28 protein-coding genes are annotated in these 26,388 nt (G+C 62.6%); 20 read left to right on the forward strand and 8 right to left on the reverse strand.

What is annotated here, in order from left to right:
• Nucleotides 1–77 precede the first annotated feature (77 nt).
• The 3 genes from AC1RM7_RS19800 to AC1RM7_RS19810 all read left to right on the forward strand — a co-directional run bounded on the left by AC1RM7_RS19800 (nt 78) and on the right by AC1RM7_RS19810 (nt 5,386).
• The gene (locus AC1RM7_RS19800) at nt 78–1,871 is read left to right on the forward strand and encodes an acyl-CoA dehydrogenase C-terminal domain-containing protein (RefSeq protein ID WP_024919710.1); all 1,794 of its coding nucleotides are present in this window, start codon (nt 78–80) and stop codon (nt 1,869–1,871) included.
• A gap of 81 nt (nt 1,872–1,952) precedes the next feature.
• Nucleotides 1,953–3,161, forward strand: a complete 1,209-nt coding sequence (locus AC1RM7_RS19805) for an acetyl-CoA C-acetyltransferase (RefSeq protein ID WP_006022910.1) — start codon at nt 1,953–1,955, stop codon at nt 3,159–3,161.
• An 11-nt stretch (nt 3,162–3,172) separates the two neighbouring features.
• A complete protein-coding gene (locus AC1RM7_RS19810) occupies nt 3,173–5,386 on the forward strand; it encodes a 3-hydroxyacyl-CoA dehydrogenase NAD-binding domain-containing protein (RefSeq protein WP_024919709.1) in 2,214 nt (737 codons plus the stop codon).
• Nucleotides 5,387–5,507: 121 nt separating this feature from the next.
• Here AC1RM7_RS19810 and gstA read toward each other — a convergent pair whose 3' ends face one another.
• Nucleotides 5,508–6,122, reverse strand: coding sequence for a glutathione transferase GstA (gene gstA, locus AC1RM7_RS19815; protein WP_024919708.1), 615 nt, complete (start codon nt 6,120–6,122; stop codon nt 5,508–5,510).
• Between the two features lie 140 nt (nt 6,123–6,262).
• On the opposite strand from gstA, the gene AC1RM7_RS19820 reads away from it, so the two are divergent.
• From AC1RM7_RS19820 to AC1RM7_RS19835, 4 genes are all read left to right on the forward strand, one after another.
• Nucleotides 6,263–6,778 (forward strand): MarR family winged helix-turn-helix transcriptional regulator, encoded by a 516-nt coding sequence (locus AC1RM7_RS19820; RefSeq protein ID WP_006022907.1) that lies wholly within the window; start codon nt 6,263–6,265, stop codon nt 6,776–6,778.
• A 99-nt stretch (nt 6,779–6,877) separates the two neighbouring features.
• Entirely contained in the window at nt 6,878–8,248 is a 1,371-nt protein-coding gene (locus AC1RM7_RS19825) for a glutamate--cysteine ligase (RefSeq protein WP_006022905.1), read from the forward strand.
• 131 nt (nt 8,249–8,379) lie between these two features.
• The gene (locus AC1RM7_RS19830) at nt 8,380–8,952 is read left to right on the forward strand and encodes a PAN domain-containing protein (RefSeq protein ID WP_024919707.1); all 573 of its coding nucleotides are present in this window, start codon (nt 8,380–8,382) and stop codon (nt 8,950–8,952) included.
• A 72-nt stretch (nt 8,953–9,024) separates the two neighbouring features.
• On the forward strand, nt 9,025–9,381 hold the full coding sequence (locus AC1RM7_RS19835) for a hypothetical protein (protein ID WP_051472489.1): 357 nt from the start codon (nt 9,025–9,027) through the stop codon (nt 9,379–9,381).
• Between the two features lie 59 nt (nt 9,382–9,440).
• On the opposite strand, the gene lepB is transcribed toward AC1RM7_RS19835, so the two are convergent.
• The 3 genes from lepB to AC1RM7_RS19850 form a co-directional block, all read right to left on the reverse strand.
• Complete coding sequence (gene lepB / locus AC1RM7_RS19840; protein WP_024919705.1) at nt 9,441–10,220, reverse strand: signal peptidase I; 780 nt, start codon at nt 10,218–10,220, stop codon at nt 9,441–9,443.
• 38 nt (nt 10,221–10,258) lie between these two features.
• Entirely contained in the window at nt 10,259–11,698 is a 1,440-nt protein-coding gene (tldD, locus tag AC1RM7_RS19845; RefSeq protein WP_006022901.1) for a metalloprotease TldD, read from the reverse strand.
• A gap of 98 nt (nt 11,699–11,796) precedes the next feature.
• Nucleotides 11,797–12,294, reverse strand: coding sequence for an invasion associated locus B family protein (locus AC1RM7_RS19850; RefSeq protein WP_051055054.1), 498 nt, complete (start codon nt 12,292–12,294; stop codon nt 11,797–11,799).
• Between the two features lie 504 nt (nt 12,295–12,798).
• Between AC1RM7_RS19850 and coxB the strand changes: the two genes are divergently transcribed.
• The 13 genes from coxB (at nt 12,799) to AC1RM7_RS19915 (ending at nt 24,103) form a co-directional block, all read left to right on the forward strand.
• Nucleotides 12,799–13,647, forward strand: coding sequence for a cytochrome c oxidase subunit II (gene coxB, locus AC1RM7_RS19855; RefSeq protein WP_024919704.1), 849 nt, complete (start codon nt 12,799–12,801; stop codon nt 13,645–13,647).
• A gap of 84 nt (nt 13,648–13,731) precedes the next feature.
• Nucleotides 13,732–15,348, forward strand: a complete 1,617-nt coding sequence (gene ctaD / locus AC1RM7_RS19860) for a cytochrome c oxidase subunit I (protein WP_006022898.1) — start codon at nt 13,732–13,734, stop codon at nt 15,346–15,348.
• A 70-nt stretch (nt 15,349–15,418) separates the two neighbouring features.
• Entirely contained in the window at nt 15,419–16,360 is a 942-nt protein-coding gene (locus tag AC1RM7_RS19865) for a heme o synthase (protein ID WP_024919703.1), read from the forward strand.
• Nucleotides 16,357–16,542 carry a cytochrome c oxidase system small membrane protein gene (locus AC1RM7_RS19870; RefSeq protein WP_006022896.1) on the forward strand — a complete coding sequence of 62 codons (186 nt, stop codon included), beginning with the start codon at nt 16,357–16,359 and terminating at the stop codon, nt 16,540–16,542. The genes AC1RM7_RS19865 and AC1RM7_RS19870 overlap by 4 nt, the downstream gene beginning before the upstream one ends.
• Nucleotides 16,543–16,558: 16 nt before the next feature.
• On the forward strand, nt 16,559–17,167 hold the full coding sequence (locus AC1RM7_RS19875) for a cytochrome c oxidase assembly protein (protein ID WP_024919702.1): 609 nt from the start codon (nt 16,559–16,561) through the stop codon (nt 17,165–17,167).
• Between the two features lie 56 nt (nt 17,168–17,223).
• Nucleotides 17,224–18,120: a cytochrome c oxidase subunit 3 gene (locus AC1RM7_RS19880; RefSeq protein ID WP_006022894.1), complete on the forward strand. Its 897-nt coding sequence runs from the start codon at nt 17,224–17,226 to the stop codon at nt 18,118–18,120.
• 112 nt (nt 18,121–18,232) lie between these two features.
• Nucleotides 18,233–18,625: a DUF983 domain-containing protein gene (locus AC1RM7_RS19885; RefSeq protein ID WP_024919701.1), complete on the forward strand. Its 393-nt coding sequence runs from the start codon at nt 18,233–18,235 to the stop codon at nt 18,623–18,625.
• On the forward strand, nt 18,622–19,386 hold the full coding sequence (locus tag AC1RM7_RS19890) for an SURF1 family protein (protein ID WP_024919700.1): 765 nt from the start codon (nt 18,622–18,624) through the stop codon (nt 19,384–19,386). The genes AC1RM7_RS19885 and AC1RM7_RS19890 overlap by 4 nt, the downstream gene beginning before the upstream one ends.
• A 131-nt stretch (nt 19,387–19,517) precedes the next feature.
• Nucleotides 19,518–20,936, forward strand: a complete 1,419-nt coding sequence (gene thrC, locus AC1RM7_RS19895) for a threonine synthase (protein WP_024919699.1) — start codon at nt 19,518–19,520, stop codon at nt 20,934–20,936.
• Nucleotides 20,933–22,222 carry a M16 family metallopeptidase gene (locus AC1RM7_RS19900; RefSeq protein ID WP_024919698.1) on the forward strand — a complete coding sequence of 430 codons (1,290 nt, stop codon included), beginning with the start codon at nt 20,933–20,935 and terminating at the stop codon, nt 22,220–22,222. The genes thrC and AC1RM7_RS19900 overlap by 4 nt, the downstream gene beginning before the upstream one ends.
• A gap of 23 nt (nt 22,223–22,245) precedes the next feature.
• Nucleotides 22,246–22,641, forward strand: a complete 396-nt coding sequence (locus AC1RM7_RS19905) for a YbaN family protein (RefSeq protein WP_051472488.1) — start codon at nt 22,246–22,248, stop codon at nt 22,639–22,641.
• Nucleotides 22,642–22,730: 89 nt separating this feature from the next.
• Entirely contained in the window at nt 22,731–23,318 is a 588-nt protein-coding gene (locus AC1RM7_RS19910; protein WP_024919696.1) for a GNAT family N-acetyltransferase, read from the forward strand.
• A gap of 113 nt (nt 23,319–23,431) precedes the next feature.
• A complete protein-coding gene (locus tag AC1RM7_RS19915) occupies nt 23,432–24,103 on the forward strand; it encodes a hypothetical protein (RefSeq protein WP_024919695.1) in 672 nt (223 codons plus the stop codon).
• Between the two features lie 75 nt (nt 24,104–24,178).
• Here AC1RM7_RS19915 and AC1RM7_RS19920 read toward each other — a convergent pair whose 3' ends face one another.
• The 4 genes from AC1RM7_RS19920 to AC1RM7_RS19935 form a co-directional block, all read right to left on the reverse strand.
• Nucleotides 24,179–24,661 (reverse strand): F0F1 ATP synthase subunit B family protein, encoded by a 483-nt coding sequence (locus tag AC1RM7_RS19920; protein WP_024919694.1) that lies wholly within the window; start codon nt 24,659–24,661, stop codon nt 24,179–24,181.
• A 5-nt stretch (nt 24,662–24,666) separates the two neighbouring features.
• Nucleotides 24,667–25,224 carry a F0F1 ATP synthase subunit B family protein gene (locus tag AC1RM7_RS19925; protein ID WP_006022885.1) on the reverse strand — a complete coding sequence of 186 codons (558 nt, stop codon included), beginning with the start codon at nt 25,222–25,224 and terminating at the stop codon, nt 24,667–24,669.
• A gap of 67 nt (nt 25,225–25,291) precedes the next feature.
• Nucleotides 25,292–25,519, reverse strand: a complete 228-nt coding sequence (locus AC1RM7_RS19930) for a F0F1 ATP synthase subunit C (protein WP_006022884.1) — start codon at nt 25,517–25,519, stop codon at nt 25,292–25,294.
• A 63-nt stretch (nt 25,520–25,582) separates the two neighbouring features.
• A complete protein-coding gene (locus AC1RM7_RS19935) occupies nt 25,583–26,332 on the reverse strand; it encodes a F0F1 ATP synthase subunit A (RefSeq protein WP_006022883.1) in 750 nt (249 codons plus the stop codon).
• Nucleotides 26,333–26,388 lie beyond the last annotated feature (56 nt).

Below are 26,388 nucleotides of genomic sequence, written 5' to 3' on the forward strand. Positions count from 1 at the left end.
CGGCAGTCCATTTGCTCAAGCGACGCATCGCCAACAATTCGCGCATCCACGTCCAATTGTGAGCCCAGAGACATTCCATGACGATCTATAAAGCACCCGTCGAAGACGTGACCTTCCTTCTCAACGACGTCTTTCAGATCGACAAATACAACAACCTTCCAGGCTTCAGCGACGCGACGGCGGATGTCCGCGCCGCGATTTTTGACGAGGCCGCCAAGTTCGCCGAGCAGGTGCTTCATCCGCTGAACCATAGCGGCGACCTCGAAGGCTGCACGCGCCACGACGATGGCCGTGTCACGACGCCCAAGGGATTCAAGGAAGCGTTCAAGCAATTCGCCGATGGCGGCTGGATCGGTCTGGCGGCTCCGCAGGAATACGGCGGGCAGGGCCTGCCGGCGTCGCTGTCGGAAACCGTCAGCGAATTCATGTCGTCGGCCAACATGGCCTTCGGCATGTACGGCGGCCTGACCCAGGGCGCGATGGCGGCGCTTCTCGTGCACGGCACGCCGGAGCAGAAGAAAACCTTTGTGCCGAACATGGTCACCGGCAAATGGACCGGCACCATGAACCTCACCGAGCCGCAATGCGGCACCGACCTCGGTCTGATGCGCACCAAGGCGGTCAAGCAGGCCGACGGCACCTACAAGATCACCGGCACCAAGATTTTCATCTCCGGTGGTGAGCAGGATCTCACGGAGAACATCGTTCACCTCGTCCTCGCGCGCATCGAAGGCGCGCCGGCCGGCATCAAGGGCGTCTCGCTGTTCGTCGTCCCGAAAATGAAGCTCAACGCCGACGGCTCACTCAGCGGCGAGCCGAACGGTGTGTCGTGCGGCTCGATCGAACACAAGATGGGCATTCACGGCAATTCGACCTGCGTGCTGAATTTCGACAACGCGGTGGGAACGCTGGTTGGCCTTGAGAACAAGGGCATGGAGGCGATGTTCGTGATGATGAACGAAGCGCGCCTCGGCGTCGGCGTTCAGGGCCTGTCGCAGTCCGAAGTCGCTTACCAGAACGCAGCCGCCTACGCGAAAGACCGCCTGCAGGGCCGCTCCATCAGCGGCGTGAAAGCTCCCGACAAACCTGCCGATCCGATCATCGTTCACCCCGACGTGCGGCGCACGCTGATGTCGATCCGCGCGTTCAACGAGGGCGCCCGCGCGCTTGTGGTGTGGACATCGCTGAAAAGCGACGTGGCGCATCGCTCCGACGATCCGAAGGAGCGCGAGGCCGCCGACGACCACATGGGCCTTCTGACGCCGGTCATCAAAGGCGTGCTGACCGATCAGGGCTTTGCCAACGCGGTCGCCGCCCAGCAGATGTTCGGCGGTCACGGCTTCATCGTCGAGACCGGCGTCGAACAGTTCGTGCGCGATGCGCGCATCACGATGCTGTACGAAGGCGCCAATGGCATCCAGGCGCTGGATCTGGTCGGCCGCAAGCTCGGCCGCGCCGGCGGACGTGCGATCACCACGTTCTTCAACGAAGTCGCGGCCTTCTCCAAGGAGAACGCCGCCAATGAAGCGATGAAGCCCTACATCGCGCCGCTCAGCGCGGCGGTGAAGGATCTTCAGCAGGCGACCATGTGGCTGATGCAGAACGCGATGGCCAAGCCGGACAATGCCGGTGCGGCGTCCACCGACTACATGCATCTCTTCGGTCTGGTCGCGATCGGCTACATGTGGGCGCGCATGGCGAAAGTCGCGCAGGACAAGCTGGCGGAATCCGGCGAGCAGCCCTACCTGAAGTCCAAGCTGGTGACAGGCAGGTTCTTCATGGAGCGGATGCTGCCTGAAACCGCGCTGCGTCTCTCGCGCATCCGGAGCGGCGCGGACTCCATGATGGAGTTGTCTGTCGAGGCGTTCTGAGCTTTCAAGTTTCCTCGCGCCGGGCTCCGGCGCGAGGTCCTGTGCAAATTCATCAATCACCGGGATTCCAGGGAGGGCGTCATGCCTGAGGCATTTATCTACGATCACGTCCGCACGCCGCGCGGCAAAGGCAAGTCCGACGGCTCGCTGCACGAAGTCACAGCGCTGGCGCTGGCGACCGCGCCGCTGAAGGCCCTCAAGGAACGAAACAATCTCCAGGAAGATACGGTCGATGACGTGATCCTTGGCGTGGTCGACCCGGTCGGCGAGGCCGGCGGCGACATCGCGCGCTTCGCAGCGCTGGGCGCCGGTCTCGGCGAGGCGGTTCCGGGGATCCAGATCAGCCGCTTCTGTGCCTCCGGTCTCGACGCCGTCAACTTCGCTGCCGCACAGGTCATGTCGGGGCAGCACGAACTCACCATCGGCGGCGGCGCGGAATCCATGAGCCGCGTCGGCATTCTGTCGTCGGGCACGGCGTGGCCGGTGGACCCCTCCATGGCGGTGCCGAGCTACTTCATGCCGCAGGGCGTGGCGGCGGATCTGATCGCCACCAAGTACGGCTTCTCCCGCGATGACGTCGATGCCTACGCCGTGCAAAGCCAGGATCGCGCAGCGAAGGCGTGGAGCGAAGGACGCTTCAAGAACTCCGTGGTTCCGGTGAAGGACATCAACGGCATCACCATTCTCGACAAGGACGAGCATATGCGTCCGGGGACGACGATGCAGTCGCTCGCACAGTTGCAGCCATCGTTCGCCGTGATGGGCACCATGGGCGGCTTCGATGCCGTCGCCGTGCAGTCGCATCCGGAAATCGAGGGCGTGAACTACGTGCACCACGCCGGCAATTCGTCGGGCATTGTTGATGGCGCCGCCGCTGTGCTGCTCGGCAGCGCCGAAGCCGGCAAGAAGCGCGGCCTGAAGCCGCGCGCCAAGATTCGTGCGTTCGCCAATATCGGCTCTGAACCTGCGATGATGCTGACCGGTCCGGTCGATGTCACCAAGAAGGTGCTGGAGCGTTCCGGCATGAAGCTGTCGGACATCGATCTGTTCGAACTCAACGAGGCGTTCGCCTCGGTGGTGCTGCGCTACATCCAGGCCTTCGACATCGACAATGAGAAGATCAATGTCAACGGCGGCGCGATCGCCATGGGCCATCCGCTCGGCGCGACCGGCGCGATGATCCTCGGCACCGTGCTCGACGAGCTTGAGCGCACCAACAAATCCACCGCTCTTGTCACGCTGTGCATCGGCGGCGGCATGGGCACCGCGACCATCATCGAGCGCGTTTGAGGATCAATCACATGACCTACAAGAATTTCAAGGTTGAGACCGACGCCGACGGCATTGCGCTGGTGACGTGGGATATTCCCGGCAAGTCGATGAACGTGCTGGACGAAACCACCGGCATCGAGCTCGCCGCGATCATCGATGCGACCACCAAGGACGCAGCGATCAAGGGTGTCGTCATCACCTCCGGCAAGGAAGCGTTCTCCGGCGGCGCCGACCTGACCATGCTGGAAGGCATGAACCGCAATCACGCGGAGATGCTCAAGACCAAGGGTGAAGAAGCCGCCAACAAGTACGTGTTCGACGAGGTCTCCAGGCTTTCGCAGAACCTGCGCAAGATCGAGACCTCGGGCAAGCCGTGGGTAGCGGCGATCAACGGGCTCGCCTTCGGCGGCGCATTCGAACTGGCGCTGGCCTGTCACTACCGTGTTGCGTCGGACAATCCGAAGACCCGTCTCGGCCTGCCCGAGATCAAGGTCGGTCTGTTTCCTGGCGGCGGCGGCACGCAGCGGCTCCCGCGCATGATCCAGCCGATGGAAGCGGTGCAGATGTTACTCAAGGGCGACGCCATCGATCTGAAGAAGGCCACGGCGCTCGGCATCGTCGGCGCGGTGGTGCCTGCAACGGATCTGATCAAGACCGCGAAGGACTGGATCAAGGCCGGCGGCAAGGCCGTCGCGCCGTGGGACGAGAAGGGCTTCAAGCTGCCCGGCGGTGCTGTCTATTCCAAGGCCGGCATGCAGTTCTTCCCGCCGGCGAATGCGATCCTGCGCCGCGAGACCTACGACAACTATCCTGCCGCGCGCGCGATCATGCAGTGCGTCTATGAAGGCTTGCAGTTGCCGATGGATGCGGCGCTGCGCGTCGAGTCGCGTTACTTCTCCAAGATCCTGCGTTCGAAGGAAGCTGCGGCGATGATCCGCTCGCTGTTCGTTTCGATGCAGGAACTGAACAAGGGAGCGCGCCGTCCCGCCAACGTTCCGCCGACCAAGGTCAAGAAGCTCGCCGTCATCGGCGCCGGTTTCATGGGCGCCAGCGTCGGCTTCGTGTCGGCGCAGGCCGGCATCGACGTGGTGCTGATCGACCGCGATCAGGACAGCGCCGACAAGGGCAAGGGTCACGCCAAGACCATGCTCGACGGCCAGATCGCCAAGGGCCGCATGAAGCAGGACAAGGCCGATGCCATCCTCGCCCGCATCACTGCTACGCCGGACTATAACGCGATCAAGGACTGCGATCTGGTGATCGAGGCCGTGTTCGAGGACCGCAAGGTCAAGGCCGAGACTTACGCCAAGGCCCAGCCGCTGCTGCGCGAGGGGGCGATCTTCGCGTCCAACACCTCGACACTGCCGATCAACTCGCTCGCCGAGGAATGGAAGGACCAGTCGAAGTTCATCGGCATCCACTTTTTCTCGCCGGTCGAGAAGATGATGCTGGTGGAGATCATCGTCGGCAAGAATACCGGCGATCTGGCGCTCGCCACCGCGCTGGACTACGTGAGGCAGATCAACAAGACGCCGATCGTGGTCAATGACTCGCGCGGCTTCTTCGCCAACCGTTGCGTGCTGCGCTACATCTCCGAAGGCTACGAGATGTTCAAGGAAGGCGTGCCGCCTGCGATGATCGAGAATGTCGGCAAGATGGCCGGCATGCCGGTCGGCCCGCTCTCGCTCAACGACGAGGTTGCCATCGATCTGTCGCTGAAGATCCTCAAGGCCACCGAGGCCGACATGGGTCCGCAGTCCGTCGATCCGGAGCAGAAGGCGCTGCTGGTCGAGATGGTGGAGAAGCGCGGACGCTTCGGCCGCAAGAATGGCAAGGGCTTCTACGACTATCCCGAGAAGGGCAAGGGTCAGAAGAAGCTGTGGCCGGAATTGACCTCGCTGCAATCAAAGCATCTCGATCCGGATACGCTGGATGTCGAGGAGTTGAAGCAGCGTTTCCTCGTGGTGCAGGCGGTGGAGGCCGCACGGACCGTCGAGGATCACGTCATCACCGATCCGCGCGAGGCCGATGTCGGCTCGATTCTCGGATTCGGCTTCGCCCCGTTCACCGGCGGCACGCTGTCCTACATCGACTTCATGGGCACCAAGAACTTCGTCGAACTGTGCCACAAGCTCGAGAAGAAGTACGGCTCGCGCTTCACACCGCCGAAGCTTCTGGAAGACATGGCGGCCAAGGGCGAGACGTTCTACGGCCGCTTCGCACCGAAGAAGGCCGCGGCGTAATGGACTTCACCTCTCCCCGCAAGCGGGGAGAGGGAGAGCATCTTTGCCGCTGATGGCGCGACGCAAAGCGAAAGGCGGGATCATAGATCCCGCCTTTTTGGTCTCAACAATGTGATCGCATTCAAGAGGCTTTCAGCAGCCCTTCGGCGGTGAGGGCTTCCTGCACTTTCGGCCGCGCTGCAACACGCGCCTTGTAGCCAACCAGATTCGGAAGGCCGGAAATATCCAGGCCCACGCGATCCGCCCAGGCGAGCATCGTGAAGAGATAGGCGTCCGGCACGGTGAAGTGCTGGCCCATCACGTAATCCCGGCCCGTCAGCGCCTGATCGATGTACTTGAACTTGCCCATCAGGCGGTCCTGGAAGAACGCCTTGGTGTCGTCGGACAGGGCCGGCTGGAACAGGGGGCTGAAGTTCTTGTGCAGTTCGCTGGCGATGAAATTCAGCCATTCCTGCAGCTTGTAACGCTCGCTTGAGCCGTGGGCGGGCGCGAGGTTCTTGTGCGGCGCCTTGTCGGCGATCATCTGGACGATCACGGCGCCCTCCGTCAGCAGATCGCCGCTTTCCAGCCCGAGCGCCGGGACCTGGCCCTTGGGATTGATCTGGGTGTAGTCGCTACCGTCCTCGAGTTTCTTCGCCTTCAAGTCGACCCTGACCAGGTCGAACGGGAGACCGGCCTCTTTCAGGGCGATATGGGGGGACAGCGAGCAGGCGCCGGGCGAATAATACAGTTTCATGGGAGGTATCCCTTTTTAAAATTTGAACATTGGGGCATTGGCAAGGCCTATGACCGTCTCCTAAATGCAGGTATGTCAAGATTGATGCAACTGCATTTATTGGGGTAGGATCGGAAAAGCCCCAAGGCACGGACGACACCATGAAGCGCAAACCATCCACCGAAGCGACAGAGGTCTGGATCCGTCTGATGCGGGTTCAGGGCAAGGTGCTCGGCGCGGTCGAGCAGGATCTCAAGAAGGCCGGCTTTCCGCCGCTCGCCTGGTACGACGCGCTGCTCGAGCTGTCGCGCGCGCCAAGCGGTGAACTGCGTCCGGTCGAACTCGAGAAGCAGATGCTGCTGCCGCAGTATTCGACGTCGCGGCTGATCGATCGTCTGGTCGAGGAAGGTCTTGCCGCGCGGCGCGAATGCAAGATGGACAAGCGCGGCCTGTTCGTCGAGATCACGGATGCCGGACGCGAATTGCAGAAGAAGATGTGGAATTCATATTCCGCCGCGATCGAGCGGCATATCGGCTCGAAACTCTCCGACGCCGATGCCGTCAAGCTGAGCGGGTTGCTCGATCGCCTCGGATGTTGTGCGGGTGCGCCGCAGGCTGTCACTGTCACCAGAGAAGCCGTCAAAGAATCAGCCAAAGAAAACACGTCGGCGCGATGATCCTTTCTTTACCTCTCGCGGTTACGGATGCCCGCGTCCGTGGCATCCGCCTGCATCGTGCACTGACTGTCAAACCGAAGCCCCTTACCTGGATGTCCCATGGCGCGTGATCAGATCGATATGACACCGCTGGATTCGCGGGATGAACTGGTCGCGTGGCTGGAGGCTGGCGTAAAGCCGAAGTCCGAATTCCGCATCGGTACCGAACACGAGAAGACGCCGTTCACGCTGGAGGGCCACAGGCCCGTGCCTTATGAAGGCACGCGCGGCATCGGCGCTCTGCTTGAGGGAATGCAACTCCTGCTCGGCTGGGAGCCGATCACGGAGAACGGGAAAATCATCGGGCTGCATGATGTCACCGGTGGCGGGGCGATCTCGCTGGAGCCCGGCGGACAGTTTGAACTCTCCGGCGCCCCGGTTGAAAACGTGCACCAGACGTCTTCCGAACTGATGGCGCATCTGGCGCAGGTCCGCGAAGTCGCGACACCGCTCGGAATCGGATTTCTTGGGCTGGGCATGACGCCGTCATGGTCGCGCAAGGAAATGCCGGTGATGCCGAAGGGCCGCTACCGGATCATGACCAACTACATGCCGAAAGTCGGTCAGTACGGCCTCGACATGATGTACCGGACCTGCACGGTGCAGACCAATCTCGATTTCTGTTCCGAAGCTGACATGGTCAAGAAGCTGCGCGTGTCGGTGGCGTTGCAGCCCGTCGCCACCGCGCTGTTCGCGAACTCGCCGTTCACCGAGGGCAAGCCGAACGGCTTTCTGTCGTTCCGTTCCGAAATCTGGCGCGACACCGATAACGCCCGCGCCGGCATGATTCCATGGGCGTTCGAGGACGGTATGGGTTTCGAGCGCTGGGTCGATTATGCGCTCGACGTGCCGATGTACTTCGTCAAGCGCGGCGACGACTACATCGACGTGTCCGGTTCGTCGTTCCGCGATTTCTTCGACGGCAAGAACAAGATGATGCCGGGCGAGAAGCCGACCTTGTCGGACTGGGCCAATCATCTCTCGACGATTTTCCCCGAGGTGCGCCTGAAGCGTTATCTCGAAATGCGCGGCTCCGATGGCGTGCCATGGCAGCAACTGCCGTCACTGCCGGCATTCTGGGTCGGGCTGCTCTATGACAACGACAGCCTCGAAGCGGCGTGGGACATCGCCAAGCGCTGGAATGCGCATGAGCGGCAGGCGCTGCGCGACGACGTACCGCGGCTCGGCTTCAAGGCGAAAATCGGCAACCGCTATCTGTTCGAGGTCGCCAAGGATTGCATGGCTCTGGCGCACAAGGGTCTCGCCCGGCGCGGCAAGATCGACCATCTCGGCCGCGACGAGACGCGGTATCTGGAGCCGCTGGATCACATCATGGATACGGGGCATACGCCGGCCGAGGAACTGCTTGAGAAGTTCAACGGCGCCTGGCGGCATTCCGTCGATCCGGTCTATAGCGAATACGCGTTTTAACTCAGCGAGTTACCGTCATCACGCGAATGTTGTTCCGGCATTTATCTGCCGTTCATCTGCCATACATCCGCGCGGCGATTGAATAGGCGTCACCAAAGTCATCACGCCTGTTCTCCGCTGAAAGCGATGGCATGCTTCCAATCTGCAATTTCAGATCATGCATCAGCTTTTGCGTTGCATTGGTAGCCGCGCTGGCGCTGTCGTGTCTTGTCAATGCTCAGCCAGCGCGTGCGCAGGCAAGCTTCGACCGTCCCGGCAACGATTATTTGCGGACACCGATCCCGTCGGGCGATCCAGCCCTGTGCGCCCTTCAATGCGAGCGTGATCGCCGCTGCCGCGCATGGAGCTTCAACTATCCGACGGTGAGTGACGAAAGCGCGATCTGCTGGCTCAAGAATGCCGTGCCGACACGGGTGCCGAGCAATTGTTGTGTCTCCGGCGTGCGGGGCGCAGGCGTTGTGGAGCCGCGCAACAGCGCGCTTGAGGTCGAGACCGACCGTCTCGGCGGTGATTATCGCAGTGTCGACGTGGACGTCGATCCGAAAGGCGAGACCTGCAAGACGGTGTGCGATGAGGATCAGAAATGCCGCGCATGGACCTATGCGCGGCCCGGCTATATCGGGAAATCAGCGCGCTGTTTCCTGAAAGACCACGTCAAACCGCCGCGCCGCAAGCCGGGGTTCATTTCCGGTGTGGTGCGATAGCCGGTTCCACAGCCAAACAATACTCCGATTTGGGCGTTAAGGCTGGGACCGAACCACGCCAGGAGCGTCCCGATGATGCCTGTCCGCGCCGCACCCGCCATTCTTTCGATCGTCGTGCTCACGAGCGCAGCCGCGTTCGCGCAGCGCGGGTGGGAGAGTTATGACGCCGGCCATCCGGTCACCGTGGAGGGGCCGATCCTGGTCAGCACGTTTGAGGATCCGCAGGCGACGATTTCTGTAAAGGGCGCTGACAAGATCTGGACGGTGACGCTGGCGCCTGTCTCGCAAATGATCGAGCGCGGCGTGAAGGCGGATCTTGTCGCGGTCGGCAAGAAGGTGTCGGCTTACGGATATCCGTCGAAAATCGAGATGAATGAAATGCGCGCCGAGCGAATCTCGATGGACGGCAAGACCTACGAACTGCGCTGACAAGGTCAGCGTTCGGGCAAACCCTCGAATGCCTTGAACGTCATCGCTGCGGGTCCGGTTCAATGCACCGACGTGAACGATCGTGCGAGCCGAAGCCCGGACAGCCACGTCCAGACCGGCTGGCTTTTCATGCCGAGGTCCCACGAGCCGACGATGGCATCGACGCGCCCGACCAGATTTTCGACCGGCAGCAATCCGACGCCGCCATCGGCGACGGACACGCGGCTGTCGGAAGAATTGTCGCGGTTGTCACCCATGACAAACAGGTGGTCCGGCGGCACCGTGACCTCGCGGGTGTTGTCGAGGAAGCCGTGCTCTTTCAGCTTGAACAGGGTGTGCTCGCGCCCGCCCGGCAATGTTTCAGCAAAACGTGCGGCAGGTGTGACCCGGCCGTTTTCATCTTCAGCCTGACCGCGGCCGTCCGGCCGCATCGCGACCGGCTCGCCGTTGATCCACAGCCGGCCGTCGCGCATCTGCACGCGATCGCCGGGCAATCCGACCACGCGCTTGACCCAGACCTGCGATGTATCGCCGGGCCAGCGAAACACGACAACGTCGCCGCGATCGGGCAGGGCGCCGAACACCCGTCCCGTCGCGGGCAGCGCCACGTTCACCGGCAGCGATGCCGCGCTGTAACCGTAGGGATACTTCGACGCGAGCAGTGCGTCGCCGATCAGCAGCGTCGGCTCCATCGAGCCCGACGGCACATAGAACGGCTCGGCCAGCGCGCCCTTGGCGGCCATCACGACCAGAAATGCTGCAACGATCTCGGCCAGCGAGCGCGTCCACGAGCGGGACGGCTTTTGCGCGGCCGCGGCGGTGTCTTGCTGGTCGGACATGATCGTCTCCGTATGCCGATGGTTTTCGAGGTCGCGCGCTAGCCTGTGCCGCCGACCGTGATGCGGTCCATGCGCAGCGTCGGCTGTCCGACGCCGACCGGCACGCCCTGGCCCTGCTTGCCGCAGGTGCCGATGCCGTCATCGAGCTTGAGATCGTTGCCGACCATCGAGATGCGATGCAGATCCGTTGGACCATTGCCGATCAGCATGGCGCCCTTCAGCGGCGCGCCGAGCTTGCCGTTCTCGATCTTGTAAGCCTCGGTGCACTGGAACACGTATTTGCCCGAGACGATGTCGACCTGACCGCCGCCGAAATTCGCGGCGAAAATTCCGTTCTTCACAGATGCGAGAATTTCCGCCGGATCGCGGCCGCCGGCGAGCATGTAGGTGTTTGTCATGCGCGGCATCGGAACGTGCGCATAACTTTCACGGCGCCCGTTGCCGGTCGGCTTCATGTTCATCAGCCGCGCGTTCTGCCGGTCCTGCATGTAGCCGACAAGAATGCCGTCTTCGATCAGCACTGTGCGGTTGGTCGGCGTGCCTTCATCATCAATGGAGAGCGAGCCGCGCTTCGACGAAATGGTGCCGTCATCAACCACGGTGACGCCCTTGGCCGCGACCTGCTGGCCCATCAATCCGGAGAATGCGGAGGTCTGCTTGCGGTTGAAATCGCCTTCGAGCCCGTGGCCGACAGCCTCATGCAGCATCACGCCGGGCCAGCCGGGACCGAGCACCACGTCCATTTCGCCCGCAGGCGCGGGGACTGATTCCAGATTGACCAGCGCCTGGCGGATTGCGCCGTCGGCGGCCGCGCGCCATGCCTTGGTTTCGATGAAGCGCGCATAGCCTTCGCGGCCGCCATACCCGGCACTGCCGCTTTCCTGCCGATCGCCATTGCCTGCGACCACTGAAATGTTCACGCGCACCAGCGGCCGGATGTCGCGGTAGCTCTCGCCATCGGGACGCACGATTTCAACCACCTGCCAGGTCGCGCCGAGCGACACGGAAACCTGCCGCACGCGCGGGTCCTTGTCGCGGACATAGGCGTCAATCTCGGCGAGCAGCTTGACCTTGGTCTCGAAGCTCTGGCCGTCGAGCGGATTTTCATCGCCATAAAGACGCGTGTTGGTATGGCCAGGCGCGGCGGCGAATGTTCCCGAATATCCGCCTCGCACGGCATTCACGGTGTCGGCGGCGCGGATCAGCGCCGGCAGCGAGACATCTGAGGAATGGGCGTAGCCGACAGCATCGTCCTTGACCGCGCGCAGGCCAAAACCCTGGGCCGTATCATAGGTCGCCTGCTTCAGACGGCCGTTGTCGAAACCGAGCCCTTCGGACTGGCGGTACTCAAGAAATAACTCGCCGTCATCGGCGCCCGCGAGGCCGCGTACGATTTCCTTGCGGACGGCATCGCGGTCGAGCCCCGCGCGATCGATCAGGGACGTAGTCACGGGTACGGCGTCGGACGGATGGCTCATGAAGGAACTCCGGGATCGCGGGATTGCAGCGAGGATCAGGCCTTCAAGATAGGGACGATCATGCCGGAGGGCGAGGGGCCCGGACTATGGGCGGCTGCCTATGGCAGCTTGTCATAGCCCTCGCCGAGGCCCTTCAGGCTGAGCGGGAAGCCTATGCCTTCTTCCGGCGTCTCGAAAATAATGAAGGTCGCGGTCTTGGCGGTCTTGAGCTGGTTGAGCAGCGTATCTTCCATCACGACCTCGGCGACGCAGCCGTTGGGCAGGCAGCGTACGAAGCCGGCCCGTCCCACGTCCTTGTCGTCGAGCTTGAGGCCGAGGCCGGACGGCAGCAGCACGCCCAGCGGCGCGACCACCCGCATCAGCTTGCTCTTCTGGTCGGCGGTCTTGAGAATAATGACCGTGAGGCCCGCGTTGGAGCGGTCCTCGGCCACAACGCTTTGAATCAGGGCACATTGTTCGGCCTGCGCACCGGCGGGGGTGTCGCAGCGGATTTGCCAGTCGCCGTGGACCGATTTCACGGCTCCCTGCGCCTGAGCGGCGGCCGGGGCGGCCAAAACGGACATCCCTGCGACGATCGCAAGCCAGATCGGCGCCATCGCACGGCTGCGGATTGAGAAAGGTTGGTTTCGCACGCCCATCAGGCTCGATTCCTTGGCAATGATCTCGGCAATTCCCGACGATTCCGGCGGTTTCCCGCAGTTTGGCCCGCCTGATAGCTGGATTGACAGCGCAATGACGGCGTCTTGAGGGCAAGCCTGTTGAGGGCAAGGCCTATCGCCGGGATGCACCACCTCGCAGCCGCGAATCGGGCTTTCGCCGCATATCTGCCCGTGGGTACAACGGACAATCCAAGTGTCAAGCATTCTCCAGCCACCGGACCGCCGGTTTTGGCCCATTTGCCAATGGGATTCAGGCTGTGCGCGCACCTTATTACGTGCATTGCGGTAGTCATGGAATTATGGTTTGAGAAGCGGGAAATTCGACGCGTTCTAACCTTTGGCCTTCGGCCGAAATCATGACCGCGGCTGATAAACAGGCTTAAGGCAGATCTCGCCGCCCGGTGGGATCGCTGGGGTGACGAGAGCAGGAGCGAGAGCGGCATGAAGATGTCGAAGGGCCAAAATGGCCGCCGAGTACTGGGTTTTGCGGTGGCTGCCACCGTGCTTGCCGCGGCCGGGGCAGCTTTCGCAGCAGGCGGGACACTGGGTCAGCCGTCGCCGTGGGAATATACGCTCCAGCCATCCGCCTCGCCGGTGATGGACAACATCACCTGGTTCCACAACTTCCTGCTCTGGATCATCACCGCGATCACGATTTTCGTCGCGATCCTGCTGGGCATCGTGGCGGTGAAGTTCAACGCCAGGGCCAACCCCGTACCCTCCAAGACCACGCACAACACGCTGATCGAAGTGGTCTGGACCATTGTGCCGGTCCTGATCCTGGTGGGTATCGCCGTGCCGTCGTTCCGCCTGCTGTTCCAGCAGCTCGACATTCCGAAGGCCGATCTGACGATCAAGGCCACCGGCAAGCAGTGGTACTGGACCTACGCCTACCCGGATAACGGCAAGTTCGAATTCGATTCGCTGATGGTCGCTGACAAGGCGCCGCGTCTGCTGGCCGTGGACAACGAGGTTGTCGTGCCGGTGAACAAGGTGATCCGTGTCCAGACCACGGGCGCCGACGTGATCCATTCCTTTGCAATCCCGGCGTTCGGCATCAAGATCGACGCAGTCCCCGGCCGTCTCAACGAGACCTGGTTCAAGGCGACCAAGGAAGGCATGTATTACGGTCAGTGCTCCGAACTGTGCGGCAAGGACCACGCCTATATGCCGATCGCGATCAAGGTCGTGAACGATCAGGAATTCACCACCTGGGTCGAAGCGGCGAAGAAGAAGTACGCAACCAACCCCGCGAATTCGTACGCGTCGATCGGGGCTGCTGCGCAGTAAGCGCATTGACGGACAAGGGCGGGCCGGGCGCACGGCGCTCACACCGCAAGGCTGACGGGACTGCAAGGCTTAAAGGATTTGAAAATGGCCACCTCCGCTGCAACACATGATCACGCTCATGACGACCATGCGCACGATCACCCGACCGGGTGGCGGCGTTACGTCTATTCGACGAACCATAAGGACATCGGCACGATGTACCTTATCTTCGCGATCGTGGCGGGCGTCATCGGCGGCGCGATGTCGGTCGCGATCCGCATCGAACTGATGTATCCCGGCGTCCAGCTTTTCCACGAAGCCCACACCTACAACGTGTTCGTCACCTCGCACGGCCTGATCATGATCTTCTTCATGGTGATGCCGGCGATGATCGGCGGGTTCGGCAACTGGTTCGTGCCGCTGATGATCGGCGCGCCGGACATGGCCTTCCCGCGCATGAACAACGTTTCGTTCTGGTTGCTGCCGGCCTCGTTCGCGCTGCTCCTGATCTCGACCTTCGTCGAGGGCGAGCCAGGCGCCAACGGCGTCGGTGCGGGCTGGACGATGTACGCTCCGCTCTCGACCTCGGGTCATCCGGGCCCGGCGGTGGACTTCGCGATTCTCTCGCTCCACATCGCAGGCGCCTCGTCGATCCTCGGCGCCATCAACTTCATCACCACGATCTTCAACATGCGCGCGCCGGGCATGACCCTGCACAAGATGCCCCTGTTCGTGTGGTCGATCCTGGTCACCGTGTTCCTGCTGCTGCTGTCGCTGCCGGTTCTCGCCGGCGCCATCACCATGCTGCTGACCGACCGCAACTTCGGCACCACCTTCTTCTCGGCTGAGGGCGGCGGCGATCCGGTGCTGTTCCAGCATCTGTTCTGGTTCTTCGGCCACCCCGAAGTGTACATCCTGATTCTGCCGGGCTTCGGCATGATCTCGCAGATTGTCTCGACCTTCTCGCGCAAGCCTGTGTTCGGCTATCTCGGCATGGCCTACGCGATGGTCGCCATCGGCGGCATCGGCTTCGTGGTCTGGGCGCATCACATGTACACGGTGGGCATGTCGTCGGCGACGCAGGCCTATTTCGTCGCGGCCACGATGGTCATCGCGGTGCCGACCGGCGTGAAGATCTTCTCGTGGATCGCCACCATGTGGGGCGGCTCGATTGAATTCCGCGCTCCGATGCTGTGGGCGATGGGCTTCATCTTCCTGTTCACGCTGGGCGGCGTGACCGGCGTGGTACTGGCTAACGCCGGCGTCGATCGCGTCCTTCAGGACACCTACTACGTCGTCGCGCACTTCCACTACGTTCTGTCGCTGGGCGCCGTGTTCGCGATCTTCGCGGGCTGGTACTACTGGTTCCCGAAGATGTTCGGTTACATGTACTCGGAGACCATCGCCAAGCTGCACTTCTGGGTAACTTTTATCGGCGTGAACCTGATCTTCTTCCCGCAGCATTTCCTTGGCCTGTCCGGCATGCCGCGCCGCTACATTGACTATCCAGACGCGTTCGCGGGCTGGAATCTGGTGTCGTCGATCGGCTCGTACATCTCGGCCTTCGGCGTGCTGATCTTCATCTACGGCGTGATCCAGGCCTTCGTCCGCAAGGAGCAGGCTGCCGACAATCCGTGGGGTGCAGGTGCAACGACGCTGGAATGGACGCTGTCGTCGCCGCCGCCGTTCCACCAGTTCGAGGTTCTGCCGCGCGTTCAGTAACGCGGCAAAGAGACATCCGCCGCGGCCGCGTGGTCACGGCGGATGAAACGATCAGGAAGTGAGTTAGATCTTGTCGATTGTCGACCATCACGCGATCGGTCTGTCGCCTCGTATCTCCGAGGCGGGCGTCGCTGATTACATCGCGCTGCTGAAGCCGCGCGTGATGTCACTGGTGGTGTTCACTGCGCTGGTCGGCCTCGTCATCGCGCCCGGTCATTTCCATCCTGTGCTCGCGATCACGTCGATCCTTTGCATCGCCGTCGGCGGTGGTGCGGCGGGTGCGCTGAACATGTGTTACGAACACGACATCGACGCCCTGATGTCGCGCACTGCCAACCGTCCAATTCCGCGCGGGCGCATCCTGCCTGGTGAGGCGCTGGCGTTTGGCCTGACGCTGGCATTCTTCTCGGTGATGACGCTCGGCATTCTGGTGAACTGGCTGGCCGGAGCGCTGCTGGCTTTCACGATTTTCTTCTACGTCGTCATCTACACGATGTGGCTGAAGCGCTGGACCGCACAGAACATCGTGATCGGCGGCGCCGCTGGCGCGCTGCCGCCGGTGGTGGCCTGGGCCGCCGCGACGGGTTCGCTGTCGCCTGAGCCGATCCTGCTGTTCCTGATCATCTTCCTGTGGACGCCGCCGCACTTCTGGGCGCTGGCGCTGTTCCGCACCGACGATTATCAGCGCGCCAACATCCCGATGCTGCCGAATGTCGCCGGTCCCGATGCAACGCGGCTGCAAATCCTGCTGTACACCATCCTGCTGGTTGCGGTCGCAGCGTCGCCCTGGCCGCTGGGTTATTTCAGCGCGGTGTACGGCGTGACGTCGCTGGTGCTCGGCGCAGGTATGCTCTGGTATGCCGTGAGCGTGTACCGTCATCGCACCGGCAGCGCGGGGCTCCGCGCCACGCGCGGGCTGTTCAAGTTTTCGATCCTGTATCTCTTCGGATTGTTCGCCGTGTTGCTGGCTGAAGTTCTGGTGTCCGCAGCCGCGCGGATGATCTGGTCATGAGCGCGGGCATCGTCATGGACAGCAACAAGAAGCCGCAGCAGGGTATCGTCCTCACGCCGGAGCAGAAGAAGCGCCAGCGCGAGCGGTCGATCGCCATTGCGGTTGCGCTGGGTATTCTGGTGATCCTGTTTTTTGCGGTCACCCTGGTGAAGGGCCCTGCCGTCCTTCATCGGCCGATCTGACGGGGATGCGGGCGAAATGACGCAGCAACCCACCAGCAAGAAGCCTCGCATCAGCCGCGATGTCATGGTCGCATCGATCTGCGGCTTCGTCGTTGCATTCATGGTCGGCGCGTCCTACGCGGCGGTACCGTTCTACGACTGGTTCTGCCGCGCCACCGGCTTCAACGGCACTACGCAGGTTGCGACTTCTGCGCCGGAAAAATCGCTGGAGCGCCGCATCGCGGTTCGCTTCGACTCCAATGTCAGCGGCGGTCTGCCGTGGAAATTCCAGCCGGAGCAGAACGAAATCACCGTCAAGATCGGTGAAGTCGTCACCGTCTACTACACCGTCACGAATCAGGCCGCGCGCGCGACCACCGGCGTCGCCGCGTACAATGTCGCGCCTCTGACCGTCGGTGCGTTCTTCCAGAAGATCAATTGCTTCTGCTTCACCGAGCAGACGTTCGGTCCCGGCGAGAAGCGCGAGATGGCGGTTGTGTTCTATGTCGATCCGGCGCTCGCCGCCGATCGCGAATACGACGATCTCAACACCATCACGCTGTCCTATACGTTCTACCCTGTGAAAGATCCGGCACCGAAGCCGCTCGCGGCAACGGAGACGGACAAGCGCAAGGGCAATCTTTGAGTTTTCGGCTATAACGCGACACGCGCCGGATAAGACCGGCATCACGGAGAGACCACATGGCAACGGGCCAAGCCAAACACCACGACTATCATCTCGTCGATCCGAGCCCGTGGCCGGTCGTCGGCTCGATCTCGGCCTTCATCATGGCTGTCGGCGCCGTCGCATGGATGCACAAGATGTTCGCAGGCGCGCCGATCGTGTTCGGTGTCGGCACCATCGGCGTGCTCTACACCATGGCGAGCTGGTGGGGTGACGTGATCCGTGAAGCCCAGAACAAGGGCGACCATACCCGCGTCGTGCAGTTGCATCACCGCTACGGCATGATCCTGTTCATCGCCTCCGAAGTCATGTTCTTCGTGGCGTGGTTCTGGGCCTACTTCAACGCCGCATTGTTCCCGGCTGACTCGGTGCACTATGTCCGCGACGCCCTCTTCGGATGCGGCGCCGGTGTGTCTCCGGCGGATTGCAAGGTGCCGGGCGTCTGGCCGCCGAAGGGCATCGAGACCTTCGATCCGTGGCATCTGCCGCTGCTCAACACCCTGATCCTGCTGACCTCGGGCACGACCGTCACTTGGGCGCATCACGCGCTGCTCGAAGGCGACCGCAAGGGCCTGAAGTGGGGCCTGATCCTGACCGTGCTGCTCGGCGCGCTGTTCACCTGCGTGCAGGCGTTTGAATACAGCCACGCTGCGTTCAGCTTCGCCGGGAACGTCTATGGCGCGACCTTCTTCATGGCCACGGGCTTCCATGGCTTCCACGTGCTGGTCGGCACCATCTTCCTGCTGGTGTGTTTGTTCCGCGCATACGCGGGTCATTTCACGCCAAAGCAGCATCTCGGTTTCGAGTTTGCGGCCTGGTACTGGCACTTCGTCGACGTGGTCTGGCTGTTCCTGTTCATCTGCATCTACGTCTGGGGACACGGCGCATCGACCATGGCGCACGGCGCGCACTGATTGCGCAACCGGTTCATCATTCAGGGCGGCCTTCGGGCCGCCCTTTTTCGTGATCGGTTATGTCTTGCGGCCGAGCGGTTGCGGGCGTAGCGAAGGCGAATGAAAGCACGCCATGACCGATAGTCCTGCCTCTGCCAGTTTGTCACAGGCCGCGCTCCGCGGTCTTGCCTGCAGGTGTCCGCGCTGCGGCGAGGGCAGGCTCTATGCAGGGTTTCTCACGCTGCGCCCGTCCTGCGATGTCTGCGGTCTCGACTACGCCTTCATCGATGCGGGTGACGGCCCGGCTGTGTTCATCATCATGATCGCGGGCTTCATTGTGGTCGGTGCCGCGCTGGTTGTGGAGATGAAGTATCAGCCGCCGTTTTGGGTGCATGCCGCGCTGTGGGCGCCGCTGATTCTCGCGACGACCCTGCTGCCGTTACGGTCGATGAAGGCGTTGCTGATCGCCTTGCAGTATCATCACAAGGCCGCGGAAGGTCAGTTGATCGGACGCGAGCCGAAATGAACCAGACGCAGACAGCGGCGCCTCGCCGACGAGGCATTTTTGGTCTCGCCTTGATCGCGCTCATCATGGTGTCGGTGCTCGCGAGCCTCGGCGTCTGGCAGCTTCGCCGCAAGGACGAAAAGCGCGCGCTGATTTCGGCGTTGACCGAGCGGCTCGCCGGTGTGCCGGGTGCGTTGCCGGCGGTCGTGGAGTGGCCGGCGCTGACACCGGCGCGTGACGAATTCCGCCGCGTCAGGTTCAGCGCGAGCTTCGAGTCCAAGCCGGACGTCATGGTCTACAGTTCCGGCTCCGCCGTACGTGACGATATCAACGGGCCGGGCACCTGGGCCTTTGTGCCCGCGCGTCTGGCGGATGGCCGCAGCGTCGTCATCAATGCGGGCTTTGTGCAGAACACGATGCAGGACCGCGCACAGCAGGATCGCGCGGTGAAGCCGCTCGTCACCGGAGCGCCGGTGACATTGACCGGCTATCTGCGTTTTCCGGAAACAGCCGGCACGCTGACACCGGCGGATGATGTGGCCAAGCGGCTGTGGTTCGTGCGCGACCATCGCACCATGGCAAAAGCGTTCGGCTGGGGCGAGGTCGCGCCGTTCTATATCGATCTGGAATCACCAGCGCCGGCGTCGGGCGTCCCGAAACCGGGTCCGCTGCACGTCCATCTCAAGGACGATCATCTGCAATACGCCTTCACATGGTTTGGCCTGGCGCTGGTGGTTGCCGCTGCCTTCGGATTCTGGGTCGTAGGCCAGCGCCGGAGCTAAATCATCGCAGGTGGCTTTCCTTGTGAAGCCGGATCGCAGCCGATATGGTGCGTTTCGATTTCGCCCGAGGCGAAGTTAATAATCCAATTTTATCAAAGGCTTGCTTCAGGCTTGAGCCTTTGGAGGGTCGCTTGACGAGCTATATTTCGACACGGGGCGAAGCCCCCCGGCTGGGCTTTTGCGATGTGATGCTGACCGGGCTTGCCCGTGACGGCGGCCTCTATGTGCCGGAGGTCTGGCCGCAGCTCAGCCCCGAGACCATCGCCGGATTTTTCGGCCGCCCGTACTGGGAGGTCGCGGTCGAGGTGATCCGTCCCTTCGTTGCGGATGAAATCTCCGAAGCCGATCTCGGCCGCATGGCGATCGAAGCTTACGCGACCTTCCGTCACCCGGCGGTGGTGCCGCTCAATCAGATCGCGCCGGATCGCTTTGTGCTTGAGCTGTTTCACGGTCCGACGCTCGCCTTCAAGGACGTGGCGATGCAGTTGCTGTCGCGGCTGATGGATCACGTGCTGGCGAAGCGCGGCCAGCGCACGACCATCGTGGTTGCGACATCCGGCGACACCGGCGGCGCCGCGGTCGATGCCTTTGCCGGCCGCGACAATGCCGATCTCATTGTGCTGTTTCCGAACGGGCGCATTTCCGACGTGCAGCGGCGCATGATGACCACGAGCGGCGCGGGGAACGTCCACGCGCTGGCGATCGAAGGCACCTTCGACGACTGTCAGGGCATCGTGAAGGGCCTGTTCAATCATCACAAGTTCCGCGATTCCGTCTCGCTGTCGGGCGTGAATTCGATCAACTGGGCGCGCATCGTCGCGCAGGTGGTTTATTACTTCACGTCGGCGGTTGCGCTGGGCGCGCCTGCGCGCGAAGTCGATTTCACCGTGCCGACCGGAAATTTCGGCGACATCTTCGCGGGCTATGTCGCCAAGCGGATGGGCCTTCCGGTCCGCCGTCTGCGCATCGCCGCCAACGTCAACGACATTCTGGCGCGCACGCTCAAGACCGGCATCTACGAGGTGAAGCAGGTCCACGCCACCACATCACCGTCGATGGACATTCAGATCTCATCCAACTTCGAGCGCTTGTTGTTCGAGGCCACCGGCCGTGACAGCGCGGTGATCCGAGCGCTGATGGGGTCACTGGCGCAGTCGGGACGCTTTGTGCTGAGCGATGCGGTGTTGAAGCAGGTTCGCGAGGACTTCGATGCAGGCCGCGCCGACGAAACGGAAACCAGCGCCGCGATTCGCGCTGCCTGGAAGGAAGCGGGCGAACTGGTTGATCCGCACACCGCCGTGGCGCTTGCGGTCGCCGATCAGGACAAGCCGGTCTCGACCGTGCCGAACATCGTGCTCTCCACTGCGCATGCCGCCAAGTTCCCCGACGCTGTCGAGGCGGCGTGCGGAGTACGGCCGCCGCTTCCGGCATGGCTCGACGGCCTGATGACAAAGTCCGAACACATCAAGGTCATGAAGAACGATCAGACCGAGGTCGAACGGTTCATTCTTTCGGTGAGCCGCGCGGCCAAGCAGGGAGTCGCTGGATGAGCGTCAACATCACAAAGCTGTCTTCGGGTTTGACCGTGGTCACCGACACCATGGCGCATCTCGAAACCGCGGCGCTCGGCGTGTGGACCGGTGTCGGCGGCCGCGACGAAAAGCCCGACGAACACGGCATGTCGCATCTGCTCGAGCATATGGCTTTCAAGGGCACGACGCGGCGGACGTCGCAGCAGATCGCCGAGGAAATCGAAGCGGTCGGCGGCGATCTCAATGCCGCGACCAGCAACGAGACGACCGCGTATTATGCGCGGGTGCTGAAGGCCGATGTGCCGCTGGCGCTCGACGTGCTGTCGGACATTCTTGCCAATCCGTCGTTCGATGCCGAGGAACTGGAGCGCGAGAAGAGCGTGATCGAACAGGAAATCGGCGCAGCGCAGGACACGCCGGACGATTTGGTCTTCGAGCACCTCAGCGAGTTGAGCTATCCGGATCAGCCCATGGGCCGCTCACTGCTCGGCACGCCGCAGACCCTTGCCGGCTTCAGCCGCGACAATCTGCAAAACTATTTGTCGACGCACTATCACGGTCCCGACATGGTGGTCGCTGCCGCGGGAGCAGTCGATCACAAGAGCGTCGTCGCCGAAGTCGAACAGCGTTTCGCGAGTTTCGAGGCTACGCCGGCGCCGAAGCCGTCGCCTGCGATGTTCGGCAAGGGCGGTTCGCGCGTCATTCACCGCGATCTCGAGCAGGCGCATCTGACGCTGGCGCTTGAAGGGCTGCCGCAGTCGGATCTGTCGCTGTTCAGCTTGCAGGTGTTCACCAATATTCTCGGCGGCGGCATGTCGTCGCGGCTGTTCCAGGAAGTTCGCGAGAAGCGCGGGCTTTGCTATTCGATCTACACTTTCCACGCAGCCTATTCCGACACCGGATTTTTCGGGCTCTATACCGGCACCGATCCCGCCGATGCGCCCGAGATGGTGGAAGTCATCGTTGATGAGATGAACAACGCGGTCGAGACCTTGACCGAAAAGGAAATCGCTCGCTCCAAGGCGCAGATGAAGGCCGGCCTTTTGATGGGGATGGAAAGCTGCAGCGCCCGCGCCGAGCAGATGGCGCGGCATATGCTGGCCTATGGACGACCGCTGACGGTGGATGAACTGGTGGCGCGCATCGATGCGGTCACCGTCGAAACCACCCGCGATGCCGCGCGCGGATTGCTGAGCCGCAGCCGTCCGGCAGTGGTGGCGCTGGGTGGGGGCCGCGGCCTCGACACTGCGGTCAGTCTGGCCGAGGGCCTGGCGCGGCCGAAGGCCAGGGCGCTGCTGCACTGACGCAAGATCCCGCATGTGACGAGGTGAGCAGCGATCCTGTAAGGGCTCCGCGCTTCACTCGTCTTGTGCGCGTTCTCTTCCTCGGTCTTGGATTCGTCTTCGTTGCGCTTGGCGTGATCGGCGCTTTTTTGCCGGTGCTGCCGACAACGCCTTTCCTGATCGTGGCAGCCGCATGTTTCGCGCGGTCCTCGCCCCGGTTCGAGGCCTGGCTTCTGGAGCACGAGCGTTTCGGGCCAACCTTGCGCGCGTGGCGTTCGCGCGGCGCCATTCCGCGCAAGGCGAAGATGGCGGCGCTTGCCGGAATGATCGTGGGCTTCACCCTGTTCTGGTTTGCCGCCAATCCCAGCCTGCCGCTCACCCTCGCCGTCTCGGGGTTGATGCTGACCGGCCTTGCCTATGTGTTTTCGAGGCCGTCATAGGATCGCAACCGGGGCGGACGGGCCGGAAAACTGTGCTAGAAAAGGTATGTGGATGCATGTGTGCATCCGCTTACGGGAGGGGTTTCGGGATGGCCCTGTTTCGCTTGCCCACGACAACGGCTCCGGCGCTCGCCCCGCGCGGACACGGGCTGCTGCTGCGCGCCCCGCAGATGCCGGATTACGTGCAGTGGAGCGAATTGCGCGAAATGAGCCGGCTGTTCCTGACGCCGTGGGAACCGATCTGGCCGTCCGACGACCTGACGCGTTCAGGCTTCCGCCGCCGCCTGCGCCGCTATACCGAAGATATTGCCGAGGACAGGGCCTATCCGTTCCTGGTGTTTCGCGAGCACGACGGCGTGCTGGTGGGCGGCGTGACCCTCGCCAATGTGCGGCGCGGGATCGTGCAGGCTGGCACGCTTGGCTACTGGGTGGGCCAGCCGTATGCCGGCAAGGGTTACATGACCGGGGCTTTGCGGGTGTTGCTGCCGACCCTGTTCGGCGAGCTTAATCTGCACCGCATCGAAGCCGCCTGCATCCCCACCAACCAGTCCTCGATCCGGGTGCTGGAGAAGTGCGGCTTCGCCCGCGAGGGCCTGGCGCGGCGCTATCTGTGCATCAACGGCGTCTGGCAGGACCATTACCTGTATGGCCTGCTGGATGAGGACTTCCGCGGTTAACCAGCCCTGCCTGAGCGTGGTGTTGCGCCTTTGGTTCGCCGTCTTTGGCCTGCTATAAGTCCGCCTGATCCTTTCCTTTTTCCTACAATCCTTGGGGCCGACTGGAAGCAATGATGGCTGATGGCAGGCGTTTGAAGCGCGCGGCAATGGCTGCGCTGGCTGTGGCGGCAGGGGCCGCGCTGTCGGGTTGCGGCGGCGGCAGCATGTTCGGCGGCTCGTCCGGCAGTTCGTCCACCGGCTCGTCGATCGGCAGCAGGTTCAACCAGTTGTTCGGGTCCAACACGCAGGAAGCCAGCACGTCATCCACCCCATCCACGCAGTCGACCCAGAACAGCGAACTGACCTGTCCGAGCGTCGCGATCCGCTTCGGAGCGTCGACGCTCTCGGTCGGGCTGCCCGGCAAGCCGGCCTCGGGCAGCGATCTGCGCTACCAGGGCACGATCACACGCACCGCGCGCGACTGTAATTTGCAGGGCGGGCAGGTCACCGCGCGGATCGGCGTGATCGGCCGGATTATCACCGGTCCTGCGGGCGCGCCGCCGACCGTCGATGTGCCGATGCGCGTCGCCGTCGTGCAGGAGGGCGCACCGGAGAAGGTGATCGTCACCAAGGCGTTCCGCACCGCGGTTGCGCTCGAGGGCGACAACACCGAGTTCAGCATTGTCGCCGAGGACGTCACCTATCCTGCGCCGACGGAAGCTGCGAACGACAAGTATATTTTCTATGTCGGCTTCGATCCGGCGGCGCTGAAGCCAGAGCCTGCGGCGCGCAAACGCAAGAAATAGCGCGCGCGGGTTTCGATCGAAAAAAACCGGCCTCGCATCAACGAGGCCGGCTTTTTTGTCAGAGAATGTGAAGCGTCAGTTCAGCTTGCTGCGAACGTCCTGGATGCCCTTGGCGATCAGGTCGCTGGCGACCTGACCCTTGACCGACTGCGTCATGATCGAGGATGCGGCGGACACGGCGGCTTCTGCAGCGGCTGCGCGGACATCCGCGATGGCCTGGCTTTCGGCCTGGGCGATCTTGTTTTCCGCAGTCTTGGTGCGGCGGGCGACGAAATCTTCCATCTTCGCCTTGGCTTCGGCCGCGATGCGCTCGGCATCGGCCTTGGCGCTGGCGACGATATCCTGCGCTTCACGCTCGGCGCTGGCGCGGCGGGCGCGATACTCGGCGACCAGCTTCACGGCCTCTTCCTTGAGGCGGCGGGCGTCGTCGAGTTCTTTCTGGATACGGTCGCGGCGACGATCGAGCGCCTGCAGGATGGTGCGGTGAACGCCGAAATAGCCGAACACACCCATCAGGATGACGAAGGCGACGGCGACCCAGAATTCTGCTTGGAACATCGTCGTTATCCCTTCAAGGACGCATCGACGGCGCTGTCGACAGTCTTGCTGTCGGGCGCAACGCCGGTGAGACGCTGAACAATGGCTGTCGCCGCATCCGATGCGATCGAGCGGACGTTGCCCATCGCGGTTGCGCGCGTTGAGGCAATGGTCTTTTCGGCATCGGCCAGCTTGGCCGCGAGGGCTGCTTCAAGCGCCTTGCGGTCGCTTTCGGCTTGCGCGTTCAGCTTGTCGCGAGTCTCGGATCCAATGGCCTGAGCCCGCGCCCGCGCATCGGCGAGTTCGGTTTCATAAGCCTTCAGAGCCTGATCGGACTCGTCCTTCAGCTTCTGCGCCTCAGCGAGATCGTTTTCGATCACGCCTTCGCGGTTCGCGATGATGCCGCCGACGCGCGGAAGCGCGAACTTCGACACGATGAAGTAAAGCAGCGCAAAGGCGATCGCGAACGACACCAGCTGCGAGGCAAACGTCTCCTTCTGGAAAGGCGGAAAGCCCGCCTTGCCATGACCGTCTGCTTCGGTGTGGGCGGTCGTGCCCTTTGCAGTGCCCTGACCCGTCGCCATGAGCGTCTCCTGTTGGCGTCAGCCGCGGCTCGAGCGAGTCCGCGGCAAACGCATCATCCGGTCTGACTTAGACGGCGAACAGCAGCAGCAGCGCGATCAGCAGCGAGAAGATGCCGAGCGCTTCCGTCACGGCGAAGCCGAAGATCAGGTTAGCGAACTGGCCCTGCGAAGCCGACGGGTTGCGAAGCGCGCCGTTGAGGAACTGGCTGAAGATCATGCCGACGCCGATGCCTGCGCCGCCCATGCCGAGACAAGCGATGCCGGCGCCGATGTACTTTGCTGCAACTGGATCCATAGTGAAACTCCTTCTTGGGATGTTGGTGTCAGTGGATAAGTGAAATCCGGCCAGTGTCTGAATTCAGTGTCCGGGATGAAGTGCGTCGTTGAGGTAGATGCAGGTCAGGATGGTGAAGACGTAGGCCTGCAGGAAAGCCACGAGAATTTCGAGGCCGGTGAGCGCGGTCGTCATCGCCAGCGGCAATATCGAACCGAAGATGCCCACAGCGCCGAGCGCGCTCAGCGACGTTACGAATCCCGCAAACACCTTGAGGGTGATGTGACCTGCCAGCATGTTCGCGAACAGACGCACGGAGTGGGACACCGGCCGCGACAGGAACGAGATCACCTCGATCACCATGATGAGCGGCAGGATATAAAGCGGAATGCCTGACGGGACGAAGAGCTTGAAGAACTTCAAGCCGTTCTTGTACAGCCCGTAGAGCAGTACGGTCAGGAACACCATCAGCGCCAGCGCCACGGTCACGATGAGATGGCTGGTGACGGTGAAGGTGTAGGGAATGATGCCGATCATGTTCGCAGTCAGGATGAACATGAACAGCGAGAACACGAACGGGAAGAACTTCATGCCTTCGTCGCCGACGCTCTCTCTCAGAGTGTTGCCGACGAATTCGTAGGATAGTTCGGCAACGGACTGGAAGCGGCCCGGAACGAGGGCGCGCGCGGCGCTGCCGCCGATCATCAGTAGCGAAACGACTGCGACCGCGCCGAACATGTAGGCGGACGAATTGGTGAAAGCGATCTCCTGACCACCGATGTGGCCTAGGGTGAAGATCTTGTGGATCTCAAATTGATGGATTGGATCGGCCATCCACGTTCGTCTTTCATCTTTGCCGGCGTGCCGGACAGTCATACCCGCCAGCAAGC

The organism is Afipia sp. GW822-FHT03D08, assembly GCF_058801645.1.

Bases quoted from the DNA above. Each gene is read 5' to 3' on its own strand.
- AC1RM7_RS19890 (WP_024919700.1), top strand. From the start codon at position 18,622: ATGAACCAGACGCAGACAGCGGCGCCTCGCCGACGAGGCATTTTTGGT.
- AC1RM7_RS19920 (WP_024919694.1), bottom strand. From the start codon at position 24,661: ATGTTCCAAGCAGAATTCTGGGTCGCCGTCGCCTTCGTCATCCTGATG.
- AC1RM7_RS19825 (WP_006022905.1), top strand. From the start codon at position 6,878: ATGGCGCGTGATCAGATCGATATGACACCGCTGGATTCGCGGGATGAA.
- AC1RM7_RS19870 (WP_006022896.1), top strand. From the start codon at position 16,357: ATGAGCGCGGGCATCGTCATGGACAGCAACAAGAAGCCGCAGCAGGGT.
- AC1RM7_RS19900 (WP_024919698.1), top strand. From the start codon at position 20,933: ATGAGCGTCAACATCACAAAGCTGTCTTCGGGTTTGACCGTGGTCACC.
- AC1RM7_RS19800 (WP_024919710.1), top strand. From the start codon at position 78: ATGACGATCTATAAAGCACCCGTCGAAGACGTGACCTTCCTTCTCAAC.
- AC1RM7_RS19930 (WP_006022884.1), bottom strand. From the start codon at position 25,519: ATGGATCCAGTTGCAGCAAAGTACATCGGCGCCGGCATCGCTTGTCTC.
- gstA (WP_024919708.1), bottom strand. From the start codon at position 6,122: ATGAAACTGTATTATTCGCCCGGCGCCTGCTCGCTGTCCCCCCATATC.
- ctaD (WP_006022898.1), top strand. From the start codon at position 13,732: ATGGCCACCTCCGCTGCAACACATGATCACGCTCATGACGACCATGCG.
- AC1RM7_RS19915 (WP_024919695.1), top strand. From the start codon at position 23,432: ATGGCTGATGGCAGGCGTTTGAAGCGCGCGGCAATGGCTGCGCTGGCT.
- AC1RM7_RS19925 (WP_006022885.1), bottom strand. From the start codon at position 25,224: ATGGCGACGGGTCAGGGCACTGCAAAGGGCACGACCGCCCACACCGAA.
- AC1RM7_RS19910 (WP_024919696.1), top strand. From the start codon at position 22,731: ATGGCCCTGTTTCGCTTGCCCACGACAACGGCTCCGGCGCTCGCCCCG.
- AC1RM7_RS19810 (WP_024919709.1), top strand. From the start codon at position 3,173: ATGACCTACAAGAATTTCAAGGTTGAGACCGACGCCGACGGCATTGCG.
- AC1RM7_RS19805 (WP_006022910.1), top strand. From the start codon at position 1,953: ATGCCTGAGGCATTTATCTACGATCACGTCCGCACGCCGCGCGGCAAA.
- AC1RM7_RS19885 (WP_024919701.1), top strand. From the start codon at position 18,233: ATGACCGATAGTCCTGCCTCTGCCAGTTTGTCACAGGCCGCGCTCCGC.
- AC1RM7_RS19835 (WP_051472489.1), top strand. From the start codon at position 9,025: ATGATGCCTGTCCGCGCCGCACCCGCCATTCTTTCGATCGTCGTGCTC.
- AC1RM7_RS19830 (WP_024919707.1), top strand. From the start codon at position 8,380: ATGCTTCCAATCTGCAATTTCAGATCATGCATCAGCTTTTGCGTTGCA.
- lepB (WP_024919705.1), bottom strand. From the start codon at position 10,220: ATGTCCGACCAGCAAGACACCGCCGCGGCCGCGCAAAAGCCGTCCCGC.
- AC1RM7_RS19880 (WP_006022894.1), top strand. From the start codon at position 17,224: ATGGCAACGGGCCAAGCCAAACACCACGACTATCATCTCGTCGATCCG.
- coxB (WP_024919704.1), top strand. From the start codon at position 12,799: ATGAAGATGTCGAAGGGCCAAAATGGCCGCCGAGTACTGGGTTTTGCG.
- AC1RM7_RS19875 (WP_024919702.1), top strand. From the start codon at position 16,559: ATGACGCAGCAACCCACCAGCAAGAAGCCTCGCATCAGCCGCGATGTC.
- AC1RM7_RS19850 (WP_051055054.1), bottom strand. From the start codon at position 12,294: ATGGCGCCGATCTGGCTTGCGATCGTCGCAGGGATGTCCGTTTTGGCC.
- AC1RM7_RS19935 (WP_006022883.1), bottom strand. From the start codon at position 26,332: ATGGCCGATCCAATCCATCAATTTGAGATCCACAAGATCTTCACCCTA.
- tldD (WP_006022901.1), bottom strand. From the start codon at position 11,698: ATGAGCCATCCGTCCGACGCCGTACCCGTGACTACGTCCCTGATCGAT.
- AC1RM7_RS19820 (WP_006022907.1), top strand. From the start codon at position 6,263: ATGAAGCGCAAACCATCCACCGAAGCGACAGAGGTCTGGATCCGTCTG.